The organism is Bacillus sp. C-3-6 (genome assembly GCF_054509685.1).
This window is the reverse complement of sequence record NZ_CM137247.1, coordinates 2881572-2900914: the sequence shown is the minus strand read 5'-3', so window position 1 is coordinate 2900914 and position 19343 is coordinate 2881572. Positions and strand designations below refer to the sequence as shown.

23 protein-coding genes are annotated in these 19343 nt (G+C 34.7%); 17 read left to right on the top strand and 6 right to left on the bottom strand.

The features are described 5' to 3' along the window. Positions 1 to 84: 84 nt before the first annotated feature. From ACW0JX_RS14955 to ACW0JX_RS14930, 6 genes are all read left to right on the top strand, one after another. Entirely contained in the window at positions 85 to 882 is a 798-nt protein-coding gene (locus ACW0JX_RS14955; protein WP_459244867.1) for a VOC family protein, read from the top strand. Between the two features lie 14 nt (positions 883 to 896). Beyond that, complete coding sequence (locus ACW0JX_RS14950; protein ID WP_459244866.1) at positions 897 to 1826, top strand: aminoglycoside phosphotransferase family protein; 930 nt, start codon at positions 897 to 899, stop codon at positions 1824 to 1826. 13 nt (positions 1827 to 1839) lie between these two features. Next, a complete protein-coding gene (locus ACW0JX_RS14945) occupies positions 1840 to 2583 on the top strand; it encodes a metallophosphoesterase family protein (RefSeq protein WP_089171344.1) in 744 nt (247 codons plus the stop codon). 150 nt (positions 2584 to 2733) lie between these two features. Next, the gene (locus ACW0JX_RS14940) at positions 2734 to 3405 is read left to right on the top strand and encodes a nucleoside/nucleotide kinase family protein (RefSeq protein WP_095690634.1); all 672 of its coding nucleotides are present in this window, start codon (positions 2734 to 2736) and stop codon (positions 3403 to 3405) included. Between the two features lie 117 nt (positions 3406 to 3522). Continuing rightward, positions 3523 to 4347, top strand: a complete 825-nt coding sequence (locus tag ACW0JX_RS14935) for a DUF2785 domain-containing protein (protein ID WP_001006685.1) — start codon at positions 3523 to 3525, stop codon at positions 4345 to 4347. Positions 4348 to 4427: 80 nt separating this feature from the next. Beyond that, positions 4428 to 4742 (top strand): DUF3892 domain-containing protein, encoded by a 315-nt coding sequence (locus tag ACW0JX_RS14930; protein ID WP_000358161.1) that lies wholly within the window; start codon positions 4428 to 4430, stop codon positions 4740 to 4742. An 86-nt stretch (positions 4743 to 4828) separates the two neighbouring features. Here the strand turns inward: ACW0JX_RS14930 and ACW0JX_RS14925 are convergent, their stop codons facing one another. Together ACW0JX_RS14925 and pdxR are read right to left on the bottom strand one after the other, a co-directional pair. Next, positions 4829 to 5269 carry a YaiI/YqxD family protein gene (locus tag ACW0JX_RS14925; protein ID WP_000708761.1) on the bottom strand — a complete coding sequence of 147 codons (441 nt, stop codon included), beginning with the start codon at positions 5267 to 5269 and terminating at the stop codon, positions 4829 to 4831. An 81-nt stretch (positions 5270 to 5350) separates the two neighbouring features. After that, on the bottom strand, positions 5351 to 6793 hold the full coding sequence (gene pdxR / locus ACW0JX_RS14920) for a MocR-like pyridoxine biosynthesis transcription factor PdxR (RefSeq protein WP_095690635.1): 1443 nt from the start codon (positions 6791 to 6793) through the stop codon (positions 5351 to 5353). Positions 6794 to 6918: 125 nt separating this feature from the next. On the opposite strand from pdxR, the gene ACW0JX_RS14915 reads away from it, so the two are divergent. Continuing rightward, a complete protein-coding gene (locus ACW0JX_RS14915) occupies positions 6919 to 7830 on the top strand; it encodes a DMT family transporter (protein WP_095690636.1) in 912 nt (303 codons plus the stop codon). 18 nt (positions 7831 to 7848) lie between these two features. On the opposite strand, the gene ACW0JX_RS14910 is transcribed toward ACW0JX_RS14915, so the two are convergent. Continuing rightward, a complete protein-coding gene (locus tag ACW0JX_RS14910; RefSeq protein WP_459244865.1) occupies positions 7849 to 8316 on the bottom strand; it encodes an NUDIX hydrolase in 468 nt (155 codons plus the stop codon). Between the two features lie 96 nt (positions 8317 to 8412). On the opposite strand from ACW0JX_RS14910, the gene ACW0JX_RS14905 reads away from it, so the two are divergent. Genes ACW0JX_RS14905 through ACW0JX_RS14890 form a run of 4 tightly spaced genes read left to right on the top strand, consistent with a single transcriptional unit; the run spans position 8413 to position 11213 of the window. After that, positions 8413 to 8820 (top strand): DUF3980 domain-containing protein, encoded by a 408-nt coding sequence (locus tag ACW0JX_RS14905; RefSeq protein WP_000610492.1) that lies wholly within the window; start codon positions 8413 to 8415, stop codon positions 8818 to 8820. A 17-nt stretch (positions 8821 to 8837) separates the two neighbouring features. Further along, positions 8838 to 9308, top strand: a complete 471-nt coding sequence (locus tag ACW0JX_RS14900) for a GNAT family N-acetyltransferase (RefSeq protein ID WP_069355841.1) — start codon at positions 8838 to 8840, stop codon at positions 9306 to 9308. A 48-nt stretch (positions 9309 to 9356) separates the two neighbouring features. Next, positions 9357 to 10247: an AraC family transcriptional regulator gene (locus ACW0JX_RS14895; RefSeq protein ID WP_098976365.1), complete on the top strand. Its 891-nt coding sequence runs from the start codon at positions 9357 to 9359 to the stop codon at positions 10245 to 10247. Between the two features lie 24 nt (positions 10248 to 10271). Beyond that, on the top strand, positions 10272 to 11213 hold the full coding sequence (locus ACW0JX_RS14890; protein ID WP_098976366.1) for a serine hydrolase domain-containing protein: 942 nt from the start codon (positions 10272 to 10274) through the stop codon (positions 11211 to 11213). 220 nt (positions 11214 to 11433) lie between these two features. On the opposite strand, the gene ACW0JX_RS14885 is transcribed toward ACW0JX_RS14890, so the two are convergent. After that, positions 11434 to 12189 (bottom strand): CPBP family intramembrane glutamic endopeptidase, encoded by a 756-nt coding sequence (locus ACW0JX_RS14885; protein WP_084746152.1) that lies wholly within the window; start codon positions 12187 to 12189, stop codon positions 11434 to 11436. A gap of 226 nt (positions 12190 to 12415) precedes the next feature. Here ACW0JX_RS14885 and ACW0JX_RS14880 point away from each other — a divergent pair, with 226 nt between their 5' ends. Next, positions 12416 to 13453 (top strand): NAD-dependent epimerase/dehydratase family protein, encoded by a 1038-nt coding sequence (locus ACW0JX_RS14880; RefSeq protein ID WP_168410581.1) that lies wholly within the window; start codon positions 12416 to 12418, stop codon positions 13451 to 13453. Positions 13454 to 13512: 59 nt separating this feature from the next. Here ACW0JX_RS14880 and ACW0JX_RS14875 read toward each other — a convergent pair whose 3' ends face one another. After that, a complete protein-coding gene (locus ACW0JX_RS14875) occupies positions 13513 to 14304 on the bottom strand; it encodes a DUF4240 domain-containing protein (protein ID WP_053564125.1) in 792 nt (263 codons plus the stop codon). A 193-nt stretch (positions 14305 to 14497) separates the two neighbouring features. On the opposite strand from ACW0JX_RS14875, the gene ACW0JX_RS14870 reads away from it, so the two are divergent. Beyond that, on the top strand, positions 14498 to 14965 hold the full coding sequence (locus ACW0JX_RS14870) for an NUDIX hydrolase (protein ID WP_098976368.1): 468 nt from the start codon (positions 14498 to 14500) through the stop codon (positions 14963 to 14965). After that, the gene (locus tag ACW0JX_RS14865) at positions 14966 to 15631 is read left to right on the top strand and encodes an alpha/beta hydrolase (protein WP_141558569.1); all 666 of its coding nucleotides are present in this window, start codon (positions 14966 to 14968) and stop codon (positions 15629 to 15631) included. Positions 15632 to 15678: 47 nt separating this feature from the next. On the opposite strand, the gene ACW0JX_RS14860 is transcribed toward ACW0JX_RS14865, so the two are convergent. After that, complete coding sequence (locus tag ACW0JX_RS14860; RefSeq protein ID WP_459244864.1) at positions 15679 to 17622, bottom strand: GTP-binding protein; 1944 nt, start codon at positions 17620 to 17622, stop codon at positions 15679 to 15681. A 265-nt stretch (positions 17623 to 17887) separates the two neighbouring features. Between ACW0JX_RS14860 and ACW0JX_RS14855 the strand changes: the two genes are divergently transcribed. From ACW0JX_RS14855 to ACW0JX_RS14845, 3 genes are read left to right on the top strand one after another with little or no spacing between them, the layout of a single operon-like run. Next, positions 17888 to 18316 carry a MarR family winged helix-turn-helix transcriptional regulator gene (locus ACW0JX_RS14855; RefSeq protein ID WP_000204172.1) on the top strand — a complete coding sequence of 143 codons (429 nt, stop codon included), beginning with the start codon at positions 17888 to 17890 and terminating at the stop codon, positions 18314 to 18316. An 18-nt stretch (positions 18317 to 18334) separates the two neighbouring features. Beyond that, on the top strand, positions 18335 to 18973 hold the full coding sequence (locus tag ACW0JX_RS14850) for a nitroreductase family protein (protein ID WP_095690641.1): 639 nt from the start codon (positions 18335 to 18337) through the stop codon (positions 18971 to 18973). Positions 18974 to 19011: 38 nt separating this feature from the next. Beyond that, positions 19012 to 19305 (top strand): putative quinol monooxygenase, encoded by a 294-nt coding sequence (locus ACW0JX_RS14845; protein WP_000583805.1) that lies wholly within the window; start codon positions 19012 to 19014, stop codon positions 19303 to 19305. Positions 19306 to 19343: the final 38 nt, after the last annotated feature.

Below are 19343 nucleotides of genomic sequence, written 5' to 3'. Positions count from 1 at the left end.
TCAACTAGGTTTTAAAGTTTTTGAATTGAATGAAAGAAAAATAAAATATACAATAAAAGGATGGAGAGAAAGGGGAGAAAGAATATGTTAGCATTTGATCATCTCGTTCACGCAGTGCAATCTACACCGGAGGAAGCGGCAAAACAAATGCAGAAGCTTGGATTTCATACCGCACTAGGCGGAGAGCATACTACTTGGGGTACTTGGAATAGTTTAAGTTATTTTGATTTATCATCTATAGAATTTTTAGCAGTTCAGCATGAAGAAAAAGCGAAAGAAGCAGAAAATCCATTAGTACAAGAAACAGTGGTGAAACTACAAAATGGAGAAGGAATGCTACAAATCGCGATCCGAACAGATGCAATTGAGGAGCTAGCAGTTAACTTTAATAAGTACGGCTTACATACGATAGGGCCATTTGAAGGGAAACGCATGAGAAAAGATGGCCGGCTTTTAGAATGGAAAATGTTATTTGTTAAGCAAGAAGAGAACGGACCGAAATTACCTTTCTTTATACAGTGGAATGAAACGGACGAAGAAAGAAGAAACGATTTACGTAACAGTGGGACGATCACTGAACATAAAAACAAAGTGCAACAAATTGAAACGATTCATTACGCAGTAAAAAACGTTCGAGAAACAGTACGGAAATGGAAAAAAGTAATGGGACTATCTACAAGCTCAGTTGTGAAAAATGAAAAATGGAATGCTGAGAGTCAAAGTGTAGTGTTTGGAAATATTCATGTGCAGTTTTGTGAACCGATTGGAGAAGGGCTAGTACTAGAACATTTGAATAAGAATGGCGAATATCCATTTGCAGTAGAGTTTAAAGGTGGAAATAAACGAGAGCATGAAGTGTTAGGGAGTTTGTACATATATTAATAGAGGTGAACGTTGTGGAAGAAATGTTTAGAGAGATAGAGAGAATACTAGAATGGCCTCGCATGTTAAAAGCGACTGTTATTTCAAAAGGCTTTTCATTCGATGAGAAATATAAAATTGAATTAGAGAGTGGGGCCTCGTATTTTATTAAAGTATGCGATTCATCATATTTTGAACGGAAGCAGGAAGAATATGAATATATGCAGCAGCTAGATTCTTTACATATTCCTATGCCAAAATTAATTCATTTTATTAGTCTTACTAAATTCAATAAATGTGTACAAGTTTTTGAATGGATTGATGGATTAGATGGTGAAGATATATTAAGAACGTTGTCTACAGAAGAGCAGTATAGGGCTGGAAAAAAGGCTGGAGAAGTACTAAAAAAGATTCATTTAGTTGAAAAAGAAGATAAAAGTAATTCATGGGAAATGTCTATATGGAGTAAATATGAGAGATACTTAGAAGCGTTGAAAGAATATGAAGTAGACTTTTTTCGTTTAAATACAGTGATAGATTTTGTAGGAAATCATAAAGATTTATTAAAAAATCGTCCCATCGTATTTTTACATGACGATTTTCATCCGGCTAATATAATGATTGACCAAAATGAGTTTCGGGCTGTCATTGATTTTGCTAGATGCGATATTGGTGATCCTATTCATGATTTTTATAAAGTAGCACTATTTACAACGAATATAAGCAAACCATTTGCGGTTGGACAAGTTCACGGTTATTGCGGAGGAGAACCTGATCTACATTTTTGGAAACTGTACTCATTATATGCAGCAATGATATTCCCGGCTGATATCGTATGGACAAACCGAAGCACACCATATTTATTAGATGATATGAAGGAAAGGTTAAATGGAATTTTAGAAGATCATAATCATTTTTCATCTTATATTCCAAAATGGTATCAATCAAGTGAATTTAATAAATAAAGGAGTAATTTATATGGATAAAATAGCAGTAATTTCAGATATTCACGGTAATATTCAAGCATTAGAATCCGTGTTAAATGATATTAAATTAAGAGGAATCGAGCGCATTATTTGTCTTGGAGATTTAGTAGGAAAAGGACCTCATTCCAGTGAAGCAATTGAAATCATTCGTAAAGAATGTGAAGTAGTCGTAATGGGAAACTGGGATGATTTTATTACAAAGCCGACTGAATTTGAAGCATTAAAATGGCATCAAAAACAATTATCAGAAGAACAAAACGACTATTTAAGAAGTTTACCATTTTCAATCGAATTTTTTATGAGTGGCAAACTCATTCGTATGTTCCACGCCTCACCGAGAAGTTTATATGAAAGAATTCAACCACACGCTTTAAGAGAAGAACGTATTAGTATGTTCGAAAATAGTGATTTGACGGAAAATATAGAAGGGGAAAGAAAACCAGATGTCGTTTGTTACGGTGATGTTCACCAAGCGTTCGTTCAAAATTTCAGAGGGAAAACGTTATGTAACGCCGGTAGCGTAGGAAACCCACTTGAAATAACGCAAGCTTCCTATTTAATATTTGAAGGAATATATAATGAAAAAGAAGCGGCGAGCTTTTCTATTCAACTTGTACGAGTACCGTATGATATTGAGTTAGCTATCAGATTAGCAGAAGAACTCGAAATGCCAGAAATTGAAGAGTATAAGCAAGAGTTACGGACGGCCTTATATCGGGGGTTTAAGGGGAAGTAAGCTAATAATATATCAACAATTTTTCAAATATATCTATCATAACTTAAAATATATCAACGATTCGACAAAGGATATCAATTTACCGTCAAATAGTGACATGGATTGTTACTTATAATTATATTATGCAAACTAATTATAAAGGGAGATATCATGAACCGAAAACAACGAATCAAAGAAATTGCAGATCATATTGTAAAGCTAAACTTAACCTATCCAACAAAAGTTGGAGTAAGTGGTATTACAGCATCAGGAAAAACAACATTTGCAAACGAATTAGCGGAAGAAATAAAAAAACGAGGATTACCAGTAACACGCGCAAGCATTGATGATTTTCATAATCCAAGAGTGATTCGCTATGCAAAAGGAAAAGAATCTGCAAGAGGGTATTATGAAGATGCACACGATTATACAGCTTTCAAAGAAAGATTATTAATGCCTTTAGGACCTAACGGGACTTTACAGTATGAAACGATTTCTCATAATTTAATAACGGATATGTCTGTACATAATGAGCCGCTATTGGCCACGCAAAATATGATATTAATAGTAGATGGAACGTTTCTATTGAAAAAAGACGTTGCGTATTTATTTGATTACAAAATCTTTGTAGATACAAATTTTGAGATTGCGAGAAAACGTGGTGCGAAGCGGGAAACTGAAGCTTTTGGAAGTTATGAAGAAGCAGAGAAGATGTTTTTGAACAGATATCATGCGGCCTGTAAGTTGTATATAGATGAGCATAATCCAAAAGAGTGTGCGAATGTTATATTTAAGAATAGTGATTTAGGAAATCCAGAAGTTATATTTCATGAAAGAGCGTAATACATAATCAGAAATATATGTATAGCCTTTTGTTTATTGTTATAATTAAATTAATTTTATGAAGCAAATAAAAGGGGATAAGACAATAAAAAACGCAAAAAGGGGACAAGAAATATAATGAATGAAGTACTCGAACTAAAAGAAGAACTACTACAAATTAAAAATAACAATTATGCTGTACCAGAAGACGTAGATGCATATCCATATGCGCAATGGATGCTAGATTATATCGGATCACCTGATGCTGAATTACGTGATGATTTAATTTATAGTACGCTTCACACATGGATTACAAATGATGTATTTAGACAAAAAGAGTTAAGAGGATTAATGTTACAAGCAATTAGTCCTGATTATTTATTTTATAAAATTGGTGAAAAGGGAACAGACTCTGTATTTAAACGTGCATTCTCCGTATTAATTCCACCACTTATTTTATCTGTTCATGAAAGAGAACCGTTGTTATCGGAAGAACAATTGTACAGTGTGGCAGAACAAGTGTTGGAATATGTATATTTAGAAGAAGATGTAAGGGGCTACGTAGAAGGAAAAGGCTGGGCACACTCTACTGCACATGCAGCAGATGCGCTCGATGCGTTAGCACGTACAATTCAAAATCGTGAGTTTTCATATGCGATTCTTGCGGCTGTTCGTCAGAAGGTTCGATTGAGTGATTACGTATATGTACACTTTGAGGATGAGAGATTAGTAAAGCCAATTATGTCGTTACATAACCAAAAGCTTTTAACTGAAGAAGAGTGGAGCAATTGGCTACATAGTATAGCAACTGTTGAGGACATCCGACATCCGCAGCATGCTATTTTAGTACAAAATATTAGAGCTTTCTTAAGAAGTTTATATTTTAGAGTTTTAGAGACAGAGGGTAATACAGCCTTTACAGATGATGTATTGGAGACTTTGAAAGGGTTGCGTAGGTATTAAAAATTCGTTTTTCTAACAGAAAAGTACATAAAACCAACACCTCCCAACCATACTAATAAAATGTTTTGGAGGTGAGTTTAATGGACAAAAAAGACTTTGAAAAAGTATATAATGATTATTTACATCAAGGGGAAGAGCAAGCTCAATTTGAAATAGCTCAGGAAGTTACTTCAGGAGCAGAACAAATTGTTGCTGTTCGTAAAAATGATGAAGGTGATTTGATTGCTTTTAAAACAAGTAGCGGGAGAGAGTTAGATTATATGACTGCTCTTAATGAAGCGAAATCAGGGAAGTTAGCTCATGTGGACGTATTTCATAAGTATGGCAGAGATATTATACGTAGTGAACCGGATGGAATAAAAGAAAATAACTTAGATAATTTACCTTCATTTTAAACGGGTAAACCTCAAGAAGAGAATGTTCATTACGATATTCTCTTCTTTGTTTTGCGAAGTTTTCCTAGCAAATAGACGATTCATTTTTAAAGTGCGATCATACTTTTAAAGAGCGCTCTAAATTTCTCTTTATCTTCTGCTGTAAATGGTTTCGGTCCTTTTGTACGCTTACCACTTTTTCGAACCATTGCACTTAAATATCGTGTTTGTAACAATTGTTCAATGTTATCATTCGTATACTTATAGCCTTTATGGTGTAGTACGATACAGCCTTTTGCTAAAGCGAGCGAAGCAAGACCGTAATCTTGTGTTACGATTAAATCTTCTTTTTTTGCTAACTGCATAATTCGGTAATCAGCAGCATCTGCTCCGGAATCAACATATATTGTTTCCACACCTTTTGGTTGTTCCGCATTAGAATAATGAGAAAAGCTAGTAACGAGGGTTACAGGGATTTCTGCATTCGTAGCTTCAAAAATAATTACATCTTTTACAGGACAAGCATCTGCATCAACGTAAATTTTCATTTTTATCACTCCTATAACTAGGTTCGTGTTGATAATAATGGTAGATTTTTCTTTTGTCAAACGAGAAAGCTTTATCTCACGTTATTTTTCACAAACCAAAATAGCCTCCCGCAAACGAGAAATACCTTCCTCAATTTGATTAATATTCACTTTTCCATAAGATAAACGTATATAACCATCTTTTGCGCCGAAAATACTACCTGGCATAAAAGCAATTTCTTGTTTTAAACTTTGCATAATAAGTTGTTTTTCGTTTATCGGTTCTTTTAATTTCCCCCAAATGTATATACCACCAGTAGGGTTTGAAAAAGAGATTTTATCATGAAGTTGCTCGTTTAGGGCACGAACGATAACGTCTCTTTTTTCTGCTAGTTGTTTTCGTAACGGTACGATATGCGACTGAAATGGTACAGTTTCAAAAAATTGTTGCATAAGCCACTGTGGGAAAATGCTCATACCTAATTCCATTTGGTGCCTTGCGTCGGATAACCTTTCTACTACAGACTGCGGGGCAACGAGCCAACCAACTCGTAAGCCTGGTGCAATCATTTTTGATAAAGAATGTACATAAATGACAGTTCCATTTTCATCAATTGATTTCAAAGTAGGGCAAGGTTGTTTCTTTTCTAGCGTAAGTAAACTAGACGGATCATCTTCCACAATCGCAATTCGTAAGTCTGCACAAAGTGATAATAGTTTTTTTCTACGGTTTGGATGAAGCATCGTCCCCGTAGGGTTTTGGAAATTTGGATTTAAAAAAATCATTTTAATGCGGTGCTTTCTATATAACTCCTGTACATCATCTGGGTTAATGCCGTGTTCATCAACAGGTAATGGGAAAATACGAGTACCTGCTGATTGGAATAGAGGCAGGGAATAACAGTGTGAAGGACTTTCGAAAGCAACAGCATCACCTGGATTTAATAAACATTGCACGATAAGGTGAAGTGCTTGCTGTGCGCCAGATGTAATCATAATGGATTGTTCAGTTGCCTCAACTTTTAAATATTCCTTCATATATTTTACGACCGCTTGTCTTAGCGGGAGATAGCCTTGCGGATGATCGTAACTTAATGAATGCGTTAACGGTTGTTCACGTAAAATCGCTTGTAGTTGATCGTGGGGATAAAGATTACAACCGAGCTCTCCGTTTGCAAAATCAATAATATTTTCATTTTGTTGTACTTCTGCCCGAATATGGCGAAGTAGTGGTAAGTTTGGTAAAAAAGTACCACCTTCTACGAAATTTCTCCAGTTCGGCGTTAATGTTGGAGAAACGCCCCACATATGTGTACTCACACGTGTACCTTTACCAGTCGTACTTTCTACAATTCCCATAGCACGTAGTTCATTATAAGCAGTCGTTACTGTACTTCTGTTTACATTTAACTGCGTAGCTAATTTCCGTTCTGAAGGGAGGAAGCTTCCTGGAGGAAGTTCTCCATATGTAATACGTTTTTCAATAAAGTCAACAACTTGCTGATAAATAGGGATTTTACTATCGTTATCTAGCTTCCATTCCATAAAAAACGCCTCCGTATCTCTTATATAAATTCAGTATAGCAAATTGGCTGGGTAAAAAAACAGCCAATTGGACGGTGTTATATCCAGCCAATTTTACTATGCTAAATAGGGAAGGGGAGATTCGGATGAAACGATGGCAAATGGAATGGCTCCTAGTATCAGTTGCATTAGTATGGGGAGCAAATTATACAATAGGAAAGTATGGCGTGGCATTTATGTCATCCATTCAATTTAATAGTTTACGATTTTTAGTAGCATCACCGGTATTATTACTTATTACTTTTATAATGGAACGCTCATTACGTATTGAAAGAAAAGATTGGTTACGATTAGTAGCAGTCGGTATCGTTGGTACGACAATGTATCAAACGATGTTTATGCTATCTGTGAAATATACTTCAGCAACGAACGCCTCATTATTAATTGCGATGTCACCTATATTTACAGGGATATTAGCGGTATTACACAAACAAGAACGTTTTTCCATGAAAGTACAGATTGGTTCAATAGTAGCGTTTATTGGTGCAGCATTCGTTTTATTAACAGGACATACAGGAGGAACTACTTACGAATATGCGTGGCTCGGAAACATAATTGGATTAGTCGCAGCGATTGCGTGGGGATGGTATCCAATATTAGCGCAACCTCTTATAACAAAATATTCCGCAATGAGAGTCACATCTTGGTCAACTTTAATTGGAATTGTACCTCTCGTTGTATATTGTTTATTCAACGTAAATACATTAACGTGGCCAGCAGACATGCCAAGCTGGGGGTCTCTAGCATATTCAATCGTCTTCGCGACCATCTTCGGACTTGCAATGTGGTATGTCGGTATTAGTAAAATAGGCTCAACGAAAGTAATGGTTTATATGTATCTTGTACCATTGTTCGCAGTTATCTTCGCGGCATTAACTATCGGAGAGAAAATCAACATAATGCAACTCGTTGGCGGACTTATAATCTTTATCGGTTTATATGTTGTAAAAAAGGGTGGAATTCAAAAGCCAGCTCTCAATTTGAAAAAAGTAAGTTAACAATAAAAAGGATCTCTTTCATATAGAAGGAGATCCTTTTGGTTTTTGTAATAAAAGCGCTTGTTCAACAGCCCATTTTTGATGATCATGAATGAGAAGCTCTACAGCAAGTAAAGGAGACATCCACCGCAAAACATGATCTTCCTCACAGTTTTCAGTTTGTGTCTGCACCATGTTCGCAATATAAAAGAACCCATCGTTTAAAGAATAAGTATCTTCTTTTTCCGCATAAAAATATCGCATTGCATTACCGATATATTGATTAATTTCAATTACCCATCCTAATTCCTCTAGTAGTTCACGATGTAAGCATTCATCTTTTGTTTCGGTACCTTCCATACCGCCACCAGGTAAAAAATAACGGTCTCCTTTTTGGATAATAGCAATGTTTGAAGAAGTTGAGTTAAAAATAATTGCATAACAACTAGGCCGTAATACATATTGCTCAGTAGGCTTTTTATAACCAAAAATAAGTTTAGATATCATAAAACACGTCACCTCTCTATAAAATACACAAAAGGAATAATAAGGTAAAAATAGAATTGTATAAGTATAATCTTACGAGATTGGAGTGATAACAAAATGATAAATCGAAAGTGTTCGCGCTGTAAAGAAATTACAGGTACATTGCACGGTGGTAAAAAAATTAAGGAAGAATTTCTATGTGAGGACTGTTTGCAAAAAGGAATTGCGAGTGGAGAAATCGAATTATCACAAGTGGAAGAAAAACAAACTTCGTATCTTTCTATAAAAATATTAAAAATAATGAGTGTGATTTATTTAATAGGATCTATTTTAATGGCTTTTTCAACTGGTCCATTTATACATAATCTGGGGTTTGATGAAATGTCCATTTCAGGATCAGAATTAGGTTTAATAAGTATTGTTATGCTAGGTTCTATATTTCAGTCAGTTCTCGTATTTTGCGGGATATGGGTATTCATCCTATTAGTAGAAACAGTCATTAAAATTTATGAAAAAATGAAGTGAGTGAGAGGGAGAAACATATGCGAGTAAGAAACATCCAAGGGGAAGATTATGTAAAGATTCATTCTGTTTTAAATGATTGGTGGGGCGGGAGAGACATGGCTGCCATGTTGCCAAAATTGTTCTTCATTCACTTTCAAGAAACGAGTTTTATTATTGAAGAAGAGGGAGAAACGTTAGGTTTCTTATGCGGTTTTTTTTCACAAACATATAAAGATGAAGCATACGTTCATTTTATCGGTGTGAATCCGAAGTATAGAAGAAGAGGAATTGCATCGACATTGTATTCTTATTTCTTTGATATCGCTCGTGCAAATAACCGTAAAGTTGTAAAAGCAATCACGTCACCAGTAAATAAAAAATCAATACAGTTTCATAGGGAGATTGGCTTTCAAATTGAGGCTGGGGATGATGAGATAGAGGGTGTATCGGTACATACAAATTATGATGGGAATGGCGGTAGTAGAGTATTATTTTTGAAAAATGTGTAAAAGTAGGCTAGCACAAAGTTAGCCTTTTTGTTGTGAGGAGCTAGAAATATGGAGAGTAAACAAAGTAGAAATGAGTATTTAAGACGCATACATAAGGTTCAAGATTATATAGAATCAAACATAGACAGTTCACTATCCATTGAAAAGCTAGCGGATATAGCAGGATTTTCGAAGTTTCATTTTCATAGAATTTTTAAAGGAATAGTAGACGAGCCGTTATCACGATATGTAAATCGATTGAAGTTAGAAAGGGCAACAAACCTTCTTACATATCGATTGGATATGACGATTACGGATATCGCTTACCATTTTGGTTTCACAGATTCAGCAGTTTTCTCCCGAACATTTAAAAATTATTACGGTGTAAGTCCGTCTCAATATCGAAATGACAATAGCAAGAATTGCAAAGACGTAAGGGGAATTCCTCAATACAATGAATGTAAGAAGGTTCGAGGAAATGTTGAAATTGTAACAGCGGACGATATAAACGTCGCATACATAAGACATATCGGTACATATGAAGAGTTAACGCTAGCTTTTCCAAACATGATAGAGAAATTATTTCATTACGCAGCAGAGGAAAACTATCATGTATTTGAGGATACGAAAGTATTAACCATTTACCACGATCATCATGAATTTACTGAGGACTATCATTTAAGAACAAGTCTATGTGTAACAATTTCAGATGAATCCACAGTAGAAACGAACGACGTTGGAATAATGGTAATACCTTCTGGAAAATATGCAGTAGGACATTTTGAAATATTCCAAGATGAATATAAAGGAGCATGGGATTTCTTATACGGTGAATGGCTGCCAAATAGCGGATATAAACCGAGAGACTCGTATCCTTTTGAAGTATATAGAAATGATCCAAAGCAGCATCCAAAGCATAAACATTTAGTTGATATATATGTACCTATCGAACCTTTTTAATTATTGGTTAAAGGGGAAGGAATAATGAAAACTGCTGAAAAGTTAGATCAGATTATAAAAGAAGAATATGAAAATATGAATGGTATGTTAGTAGTGCAGAAAGGTAATGTTATTTTTGAAAAATATTATAACGGTTACGGTCCAGATGATGCATTTCACATAGCGTCAGTCACAAAAACGATAATCTCTGCGCTAATTGGGATATGTATAGATAAGGGCTATATAAAAAGCGTTGATCAAAGAGTAATAGAATTTTTCCCGGAATATAACGTTAATTCATCTGAAGTAACAGTAAGCCATCTTCTAACGATGACAGCTCCACATCCATTCGTAGACTGGCAGGAACCGTTAGAAGAACTATGTACACAACAAGATTGGATACAATATACGTTAAATAGGATAGGAAGCGGCGGAGAAATTGGATCTTTTAAATATTCATCTGCAGGAGCTCATATACTATCAGCGATCATAACGAACGCAACAGGAAAAAATGCGCGTGAATTTGCGAATGAATACTTATTTCAGCCACTAGGCATGAGAGAAATTCCAAACTATAATATGAAAGCATTTGGATTTGATGACTTATTCGGAAAAGATGTGAAAGGATGGGTTCACGATCCAAATGGTATTTCGACGGGCGGCTGGGGACTAACGTTAACGGTTAGAGATATGGCGAAGTTTGCACAGATTTATTTGAATGAAGGTATTCATAATGGAAAACAAATACTATCAAAATCATGGATAAAAGAATCGACAGAAATGAACCAAAATCAATATGGTTATTTATGGTGGTTACGAGAAGAAGAGGGTGTCTATTCGTATTGTGCAATGGGTGATGGTGGGAATATGATTTGTTGTATTCCAGAGAAGGAATTGGTTGTAGTAATTACTTCTGAAGTTATGCCGAATGCACGGGATAGATGGGAGTTAGTTAAAGGATACATACTTCCTTATTTAAAAGATTAATATGGGTATTTTTATGAAAATAAGAATGAAAGGTTTAGTTAAACTTGTTTTGTACTTCATGATAGAAAAAAGTGTGGTGTTAACAAAGTTATGTAACTAAGATTATAAAACTTCAACACCTATACGATTATTAAATAATTGCAAGGTGTTGAAGTACTTTTTAATCTATTAAGGCTGCTTTCAACTAAAAGAAGAAACATCTTTTTTCTTAGCTGTTTAACTATTTTTTAACTTTGTGCAGTATAAGATACATCGTGCCCAGCACAATTGCTAGTAAGGTAAATTTAATTAATTCTATTAGGCTGGCATCCCACTTGTTTTGTACTACATCTGTTAAATAAAATACATTAAACATACCATGTAAAATTGCTGGTGATATTACGGAACCACCATATTCCCTTGTGTACGTCAAAATGATAGATAGTATAAATAATAAAGCAAGATAACTTAATATTCCTACAAACCAAAACTCATAGTTTTTATAAAAGATTGCTACTGGAATATGCCATAAAGACCAGAGAAAAGCTATAATAATAGCTGTTTGTTTGAATGAATATTTTTTTCGTAAATAGTAATGAAAATTCCCACGCCATATAATCTCTTCTAATAATGCAGATAAAAATCCGACTGTAAGACCAACGAGCAAGAGAAATCCTAATTCATTCCAATGATGATATAAGAACTTTATATCATCATTATAAAAATAGAAATGGAGACATAGTCCTAGAAGTAGTGGCAATAATATGGAGAAAATTAGTGTTTTTATTTTGGGACGTGAAAATCCAAATGTGTGAACTAAGTTTTGTTTCTTAAATAATTTTTGAAATAAAATAACAGCTAAAAGTGGAACAACCATGGTAAACCCCAAATAATTACGACCATTTTCTATGTTCAGCAAGATGATATATACAAGTGATGTGAGAAAATAAATACATAATGTTGAATGATAAACTATGTGTTTATTAATATTTTTCACCTGCCTAAGTATGTATAAGTGGTTAATCGAATATCCGATATTTTAATTATATATGAAATGGAAATCGACAGAATGAATATTTCTATATTATTGTTTTTAACATAGAAAAAGTGTCGAAATTACATATATTGAACTTGTAGAAAAAATTAAGCTTTCCCCGTAACTTTCCACAACAAAAAATCGTTTAACAAAAGAAAGGATTTTCAATCATGAATGGGGGAGAACTATGAAGATATTAATTCTAGGTGGTACACGATTTTTAGGAAGAGCTTTCGTAGAAGAGGCTTTACAGAGAGGGCATGAAGTTACATTATTTAACCGCGGAACAAACAAAGAAATTTTTCCTGAAGTGGAGCAACTTATCGGTGACAGAAATGGTGATGTATCGAGTTTAGAGAATCGAAAATGGGATGTTGTCGTGGATACATGTGGGTTTTCTCCGCATCACATTCGGAATATTGGAGGTGTCTTAAAAGATAATATAAAACATTATATATTCATCTCAAGCCTTTCCGTATATAAAGATTGGATCTTGCATGACATAAAAGAAGACTATATATTACAACCTGAACCAACGGAAGAGCAAATAAAGGCTGTAGAGAATGGTAAAGTTTCTCCTTATGAGCATTATGGTGCGCTGAAAGTATTATGTGAAAAAGAAGCAGAGAAGTATTGGCCGAGGCGTGTTTTACACGTAAGAGCAGGACTTCTTTCAGGGATGTTTGATTATACAGATCGGCTTCCATACTGGATTCAGCGTGTAGCCAAAGGAGGTAAAGTGTTAGTTCCAGGAAGAAAAGATCGTCCAGTGCAAATAGTTGATATAAAAGATGTCGCGAGCTTTGGACTCAACATGGCAGAAAATAATAAAACAGGTACATTCAATATAACAGGTCCGAATGATGAATTGACGATGGAAGAACTATTAAATACGTGTAAAAAGTTTACGAATAGCGATGCTGAATTTGTTTGGATAGACGAATCGTTTATGAGTGAACATAATGTGCAGCCTTGGACAGAAATGCCTTTATGGATTCCAGAAACTTTTCCATTAGAAGGGGAAACGAAGCCGTGGAAAGGTGGGTTTTCTATTAGTATTGCAAGTGCTGTTAAAGAAGGACTTACTTTTAGAAGTTTAGAACATACAGTTACAGATGTGTATAAGTGGATGAAGAGTATGGAGAATTGGGAATTAAAAGCAGGGATTTCAAGGGAAAGAGAAAAGATGTTATTGGATAAGTGGTATGGAATAAAGAGAGTTTAAATAAGAATCTTGTGAAAAAAGGACTCTGTTTATTGGTTAAACAGAGTCCTAATATGAATCTACCACTCAATCGGTTCTTCCCCGTACATCTCCCATAGCTTAGGAAACATCTTTTTTAAACCTTCCTCATCGTCTTCATCCCAATCTAACTCGATATCAACTTCCTCAAACTCTTCATTTGTTAAGACATGGTATAGTGTAAAGTAAGTATCATCTTCATCCCCAGTCTTCTCCATGTAAACTTCTTGCCCGAAATATAGAGTAAGTTCTTCAATCTCTGGGACGTCATACTCACTCAAGTTTTCTAATACAGGAATTAATCGTTCTGGATTTTCAATACAAGCTTCGTATGTCTCTTTTCCTTGATATAATAACCATCCGCGGAAGTAATCGAAAGTATCATCTGAACAGCCACCCATAATAATGTAGGCTGCTGCCCATAAACGGGTGGTATAGGAATCTTTCAAAATACGATGCATATGCGTATCAAAAGCTACAATTTCATGTACTGTACGTTTAGCAAGGTGGGAAGTAAGCCATTCTATTTGTTCTTCTTGGTCCTCACCTTTCGTTTTTGCCCGATGAAGTAGTTCCCAAAATTCTTCTTCGGTTATCGTCTTTTCTTTTATGTAATCTTCCCCTTGAATAGGGTCTATATATCCTTTTTTACGTTTGGAAGCAACTAGTTTATTAGCTTCTTTCATACATTCTTCTTCTGTTTCAAACTCTTTCGCTTTCACACTGCCAGCTGTGCCAATTTTTCCGTAAAACACAACATAGTCTTTTTCTTTCACAACGATTTTCCAAAACTTATTTGATTTCTCAGTTTGCTGGATTAATAACGTTTCCATCCGTACCCCCATAATGTTTTCTAGTGTGCAATATGATTGTAACATATGTATATACACTTGTAATGATGAAAAATAATAGTTTAGAAAATTCGAAAATCATTGAATGAAGTGAATAAATTTAGTAACCTTATTTGTACAGTAATTACATAATTGTTTTGTAATAATTCGATATTTATATGAGGGGGCATTACGGATGGATCTTACGTTTAAAGTTGAGGAAACATGTTTTAATTACCGCGTTGGAGCAATTTGTAAACAGGATAATAAAATACTTATTCTTCAAAACAAAGGGGAAGATTATTGGTATGTACCAGGCGGAAGAGTGAAAATGCTAGAAAATAGTGAAGCTGCGTTAAAACGAGAACTTGCAGAAGAACTAGCTGTTCCTATGAAAGAGAAGAGATTAATATGGACAGTAGAAAATTTCTTTACACTTTCTGAGCGAAAGTTTCATGAGATTAGTTTTTATTATGAAGTAGAGCTACATGAATTACCTGCGAATGGAGCGGATCAATATATTTTGGAAGAAGAGGGTAGAACGTATTTGTTTAAGTGGGTGCCGGTAGAAGAGTTAGATGCATATAACTTACAGCCTGCATTTATAAAAGAGAAGGTAAAGGAGATAGCAGTTCATACAGAACATATCGTTTTACAAAATTAAATGTATTCGGAGGGGAAAAGGGTGAAGGGGACTAAAAAAGAAATACATATAGATGATAAAGTAATTCGTTACACACATATCGAAAAAGGTTCTAGTAGGATTTGCTTTATGTTCTCAGGTTCAGGATACAATTACGATAAACCGTTATTTTATTATGCAACGATGTTAATGCTTGAACATAAAATAGATGTTATACATATTCATTATTCCTTTGATGGACAATTAATGAATAAACCAATGGAAGAAGTAACGAAAGTAATGATGGATGATATTCATCCTATAATGAAAGAAGTATTAAAAGATGAGCAATACAACGAGACTTTGTTTTTAGGGAAATCACTCGGAACAATTCCGATTGCAAATGATTTAATGAGGAGAGACGATTTTTTACAGTCAAAAATGATAGTACTTACACCTTTACTAACTTTTGAATCTATTTTTGATTCTATTTTACATAGTAGTCACGAAGGGCTTTTAGTTATTGGGGATAAAGATCACCATTATAATGCAAATCAAATTGATCAGTTATATAAAACGAATTTAACGATCGACGTTTTCAAAAATGCAAATCATTCTGTAAATGTTGGGGAATATGAAACAGAGAATTCAATTGAAGCGATAGCAAATATAATAGAAAAGCTTAAAGAAGTTGTTAGGAAAAAATAACTTATCAATACATGCAAAAAGAGGTGCGAATTGCACCTCTTTTACTTTTAATAAGCCTTCAACACATGAAGCAAATAATCTTTTCGGTTCAGCGGATTATAATCAACACGTTTTCGAGTAGGGAAGGGAGCCATAAGCTTTGTGAAACCAGCTGGCTTCGTTGTAAATATGCCTTCTCCTTCTGTAAATGAATGTAGTATTCGTTTGAAACTCTCTGTTTTCGCAACAGGTAATGATCCTGTTAACTGATAAGAATTGTAATGGAATATAGGCTCTGCAAAAGTTGCTGGAACGGCAGCGAGTTTATACATTGCAATACTAATTGCGTGCTCCGGTACAGTTAATTCAAACTCATTTACTGGTTCATATACATATGTTTCAGCTTGCTTTAAAGCATCCATTAATACGATCGGTGTCAAATTTCTAAAGTCACTTGCTGTTGTAACAGGACTAGCATAACCAGTATGTGTTAACGTGACGATAATATCTGTAACTTCCCATCCATATAATCCTTGTTTTAACGTTTGAAATACCGTATCTTCAATTGCTTTATGGAATGCTAAAGGTAGTGATCCGAGTTCAACCCCTAAGTGATATGTTACGCCAGAGTTAAGTTCACCACGTTCAACTTTGAATCCGACTGTTGCGTAAAATGGATTCTCTTTTTCACCCATTACTTCAACAGAATTGCCTAAGCCAATTGGTTTCTCGATACATACAACTCGCGTATTTGAAAAAGTAACTTGCAAATTATATTTCTCATAAAGTGTTGTTTCAATTACTTCTTTTTGTACCTCACCGAAAAGGCGAATGTATAGTTCATTATGAACATCATCTTTCCACACTTTAATAAGTGGATCTTCTTCACATAGCTCCATAAGTGCAGCGTATAAATCATGAATTCTTTCTTTTGATACTGCATCAATGGAAGCTTCCATTTGTGGTTCGGCAAAGTGAATATCTTTTATATAATCCGTACGTTCACCAATAATATCACCAATTTTTATATCATTCAGTCCCCACACTTTGCAAAATTCTCCGCTAGGAACGATAGTAGATTGAACAGCATTTCCGCTATGAAACATACACATTTTTTTAATCTTTTCTTTATGTGGTAGAGACTCATCGCGCTGTATATCAACATATTTTCTAACATGTAAGCTACCTGAAAAAACTCTTATATAAGCAACCTTTTCTCCAGAAGGTTCACGTTCAATTTTAAAAACAACACCGGATAATGGTTCCTCTTGTGCCGATGTAAGAGCCGGCATTAGGGCCGGAAGTTTGTCAAGTAGTTCTGTTACTCCTATACCTGTCATTGCTGAACCGAAAAAGATTGGATACACACTTGCTTGCTGTATTTGCTGTTCTAGTTTTTCTCTTAATAGTGCGTCCGGTATTATTTCGTTATTTACATATGACTCAAGTAATGATTCATTAAATGGTGCTAACAGTTCCATACAATCGTCATATGATTTATATTCAATGATCCGGGCTTCTTTCGCTCCTTCGTTTAGAACAGAGTAGAAGGGGAATGCTTCATTTGAAAGAACCTCTTTTATTTGTTTCATAACTTTTTCAGTGTTTGCTCCACTACGATCAATTTTATTAACGAATAAAATTGTCGGTATGTTTAGTTTCTGTAATGTTCGCATTAAAATTTTTGTTTGTGCTTGCACACCTTCAACGGCAGAGATAACTAAAATCGCACCGTCTAGAACGCGGAATGATCGCTCCACTTCAGCGATAAAATCAGCGTGTCCAGGTGTATCAATGACATTTATTTTTACATCATCAATAAAGAAAGAAACGACAGATGCTTTAATCGTAATTCCGCGTTGTCTTTCTAATTCCATTGAGTCAGTTTGTGTATTACCACTATCTACTCGGCCAATTTCTTTAATCACATTCGTTTCATAAAGAATACGCTCAGTCAAACTCGTCTTGCCAGCGTCTACGTGCGCGACAATCCCTATATTTATTGTTGTCATATATCAATATCCTCATTTCATTTTCCATTTTCATTTCCTCATTTCTATTTGTGTATTGCCGCATTATCAATCACTCTCCAGTTCTTTAAATTAGTATTATTATAGTGCAATTAACATTATTTGTAACGCTACAAAGCGCCTTAATTTGGAAAAAATAAAATGAAAACAAAATGCTTGCATTCTAAATCGATATAGATTATATTAATTGACATATCAACTATTGATACATCAAATGTTTTCATTTTGATTGTAAAGGAGGGGTAATTTGACAAGTTCATGCTCAAAAGAAGCGATTATTTTATATAAATTACACTTTCTAAATAAAGAAGTAAGTTCGAAATTTGAAGGGTGTACGGGTATGAGCCAGTCTCGATTAGAGCTTATACTTCAGTTATATGAAGTAGGTGAAATTAGTCAAAAAGCACTTCAGCAAGAAGTGAATATTGATAATGCTGCGATAACGAGGCATTTAAAGCAGCTTGAGGCCAATGAAATGATTGTAAGACGTAAAAATCCAGATGATAACAGAATTACGTTAGTTTCTCTTACTGAAGAGGGACGAAATAAAATTCAAGCGTTTCAAGAGGAAAAAGAACGTTTTGCAGCATCTGCATTTAAAGGATTAAGTGAAGAAGAACGCGACAATCTTTTAAATATGTTAAACCACATTCAAGAAAATATAAAAGAATTATAAAAAAGGGAGAATACAACTATGACTAACTCAGTAAAAACAAATGATTTTAACGAAATTTTAACAGGACGTCGTTCAATTCGTAAGTACGACCCTTCAGTGAAAATTAGCAAAGAAGAAATGACAGAAATTCTTACAGAAGCAACACTTGCACCATCTTCAGTAAACATGCAACCATGGAGATTCCTTGTGATTGAAAGTGACGAAGCAAAAGCAACACTTGCACCACTTGCGAAATTCAATCAATCTCAAGTAGAAACATCTTCAGCAATGATCGCTGTATTCGGTGACTTAAACAACTTTGATAACGCAGAAGAAATTTATGGTACAGCAGTAGAGCGCGGACTTATGCCAGCTGAAGTAAAAGAAGATCAAATGAAAAAACTTTCAGGTTACTTTTCAATGGTTACACCAGAAGTAATGAAAGACACTGTATTAATTGACGGTGGTCTTGTAGCGATGCAATTTATGTTAGCAGCACGTGCTCACGGCTATGACACTTGTCCAATTGGTGGATTTGAGAAAGATCAAATCGCAGAAGCTTTCGGACTAGATAAAGACCGTCACGTACCAGTTATGTTAATTTCAATCGGAAAAGCTGCTGACAGTGGTTACCAATCAGTACGTCTTCCAATTGAAAAAGTTGCAGAGTGGAAGTAATTTTAAAGAAATAAGTGGAATATGAAAGGGGAAACACCATGATTATTATTCACGCAATATTTCAAGTAGATCCAGCAAAACAACAAGCATTTTTAGAAGAAATTCAGCCACTCATTCACGGTTCAAGAGAAGAAAGTGGAAATGTATCTTATGACTTATATAAAGATACAGAAAAAGAAAGTGTTTATACGATGGTAGAAGTGTGGAAAGATGAAGCAGCAGTTGCGAGCCATAATACGAGTGAACACTTCACATCTTTCGTTAGTAAAGCAGCACAATTTTTAACTGCTCCGCTTAATATAAAAGCTTATAATGGAGAGTTAGTAAAATAATGAGATAGAAAAAGATGACTTTAGCTTATAGTGCTAAG

Bases quoted from the DNA above. Each gene is read 5' to 3' on its own strand.
- ACW0JX_RS14955 (WP_459244867.1), top strand. From the start codon at position 85: ATGTTAGCATTTGATCATCTCGTTCACGCAGTGCAATCTACACCGGAG.
- ACW0JX_RS14945 (WP_089171344.1), top strand. From the start codon at position 1,840: ATGGATAAAATAGCAGTAATTTCAGATATTCACGGTAATATTCAAGCA.
- ACW0JX_RS14940 (WP_095690634.1), top strand. From the start codon at position 2,734: ATGAACCGAAAACAACGAATCAAAGAAATTGCAGATCATATTGTAAAG.
- ACW0JX_RS14935 (WP_001006685.1), top strand. From the start codon at position 3,523: ATGAATGAAGTACTCGAACTAAAAGAAGAACTACTACAAATTAAAAAT.
- ACW0JX_RS14930 (WP_000358161.1), top strand. From the start codon at position 4,428: ATGGACAAAAAAGACTTTGAAAAAGTATATAATGATTATTTACATCAA.
- ACW0JX_RS14925 (WP_000708761.1), bottom strand. From the start codon at position 5,269: ATGAAAATTTACGTTGATGCAGATGCTTGTCCTGTAAAAGATGTAATT.
- pdxR (WP_095690635.1), bottom strand. From the start codon at position 6,793: ATGGAATGGAAGCTAGATAACGATAGTAAAATCCCTATTTATCAGCAA.
- ACW0JX_RS14915 (WP_095690636.1), top strand. From the start codon at position 6,919: ATGAAACGATGGCAAATGGAATGGCTCCTAGTATCAGTTGCATTAGTA.
- ACW0JX_RS14910 (WP_459244865.1), bottom strand. From the start codon at position 8,316: ATGATATCTAAACTTATTTTTGGTTATAAAAAGCCTACTGAGCAATAT.
- ACW0JX_RS14905 (WP_000610492.1), top strand. From the start codon at position 8,413: ATGATAAATCGAAAGTGTTCGCGCTGTAAAGAAATTACAGGTACATTG.
- ACW0JX_RS14900 (WP_069355841.1), top strand. From the start codon at position 8,838: ATGCGAGTAAGAAACATCCAAGGGGAAGATTATGTAAAGATTCATTCT.
- ACW0JX_RS14895 (WP_098976365.1), top strand. From the start codon at position 9,357: ATGGAGAGTAAACAAAGTAGAAATGAGTATTTAAGACGCATACATAAG.
- ACW0JX_RS14890 (WP_098976366.1), top strand. From the start codon at position 10,272: ATGAAAACTGCTGAAAAGTTAGATCAGATTATAAAAGAAGAATATGAA.
- ACW0JX_RS14880 (WP_168410581.1), top strand. From the start codon at position 12,416: ATGAAGATATTAATTCTAGGTGGTACACGATTTTTAGGAAGAGCTTTC.
- ACW0JX_RS14875 (WP_053564125.1), bottom strand. From the start codon at position 14,304: ATGGAAACGTTATTAATCCAGCAAACTGAGAAATCAAATAAGTTTTGG.
- ACW0JX_RS14870 (WP_098976368.1), top strand. From the start codon at position 14,498: ATGGATCTTACGTTTAAAGTTGAGGAAACATGTTTTAATTACCGCGTT.
- ACW0JX_RS14865 (WP_141558569.1), top strand. From the start codon at position 14,966: ATGTATTCGGAGGGGAAAAGGGTGAAGGGGACTAAAAAAGAAATACAT.
- ACW0JX_RS14860 (WP_459244864.1), bottom strand. From the start codon at position 17,622: ATGACAACAATAAATATAGGGATTGTCGCGCACGTAGACGCTGGCAAG.
- ACW0JX_RS14850 (WP_095690641.1), top strand. From the start codon at position 18,335: ATGACTAACTCAGTAAAAACAAATGATTTTAACGAAATTTTAACAGGA.
- ACW0JX_RS14845 (WP_000583805.1), top strand. From the start codon at position 19,012: ATGATTATTATTCACGCAATATTTCAAGTAGATCCAGCAAAACAACAA.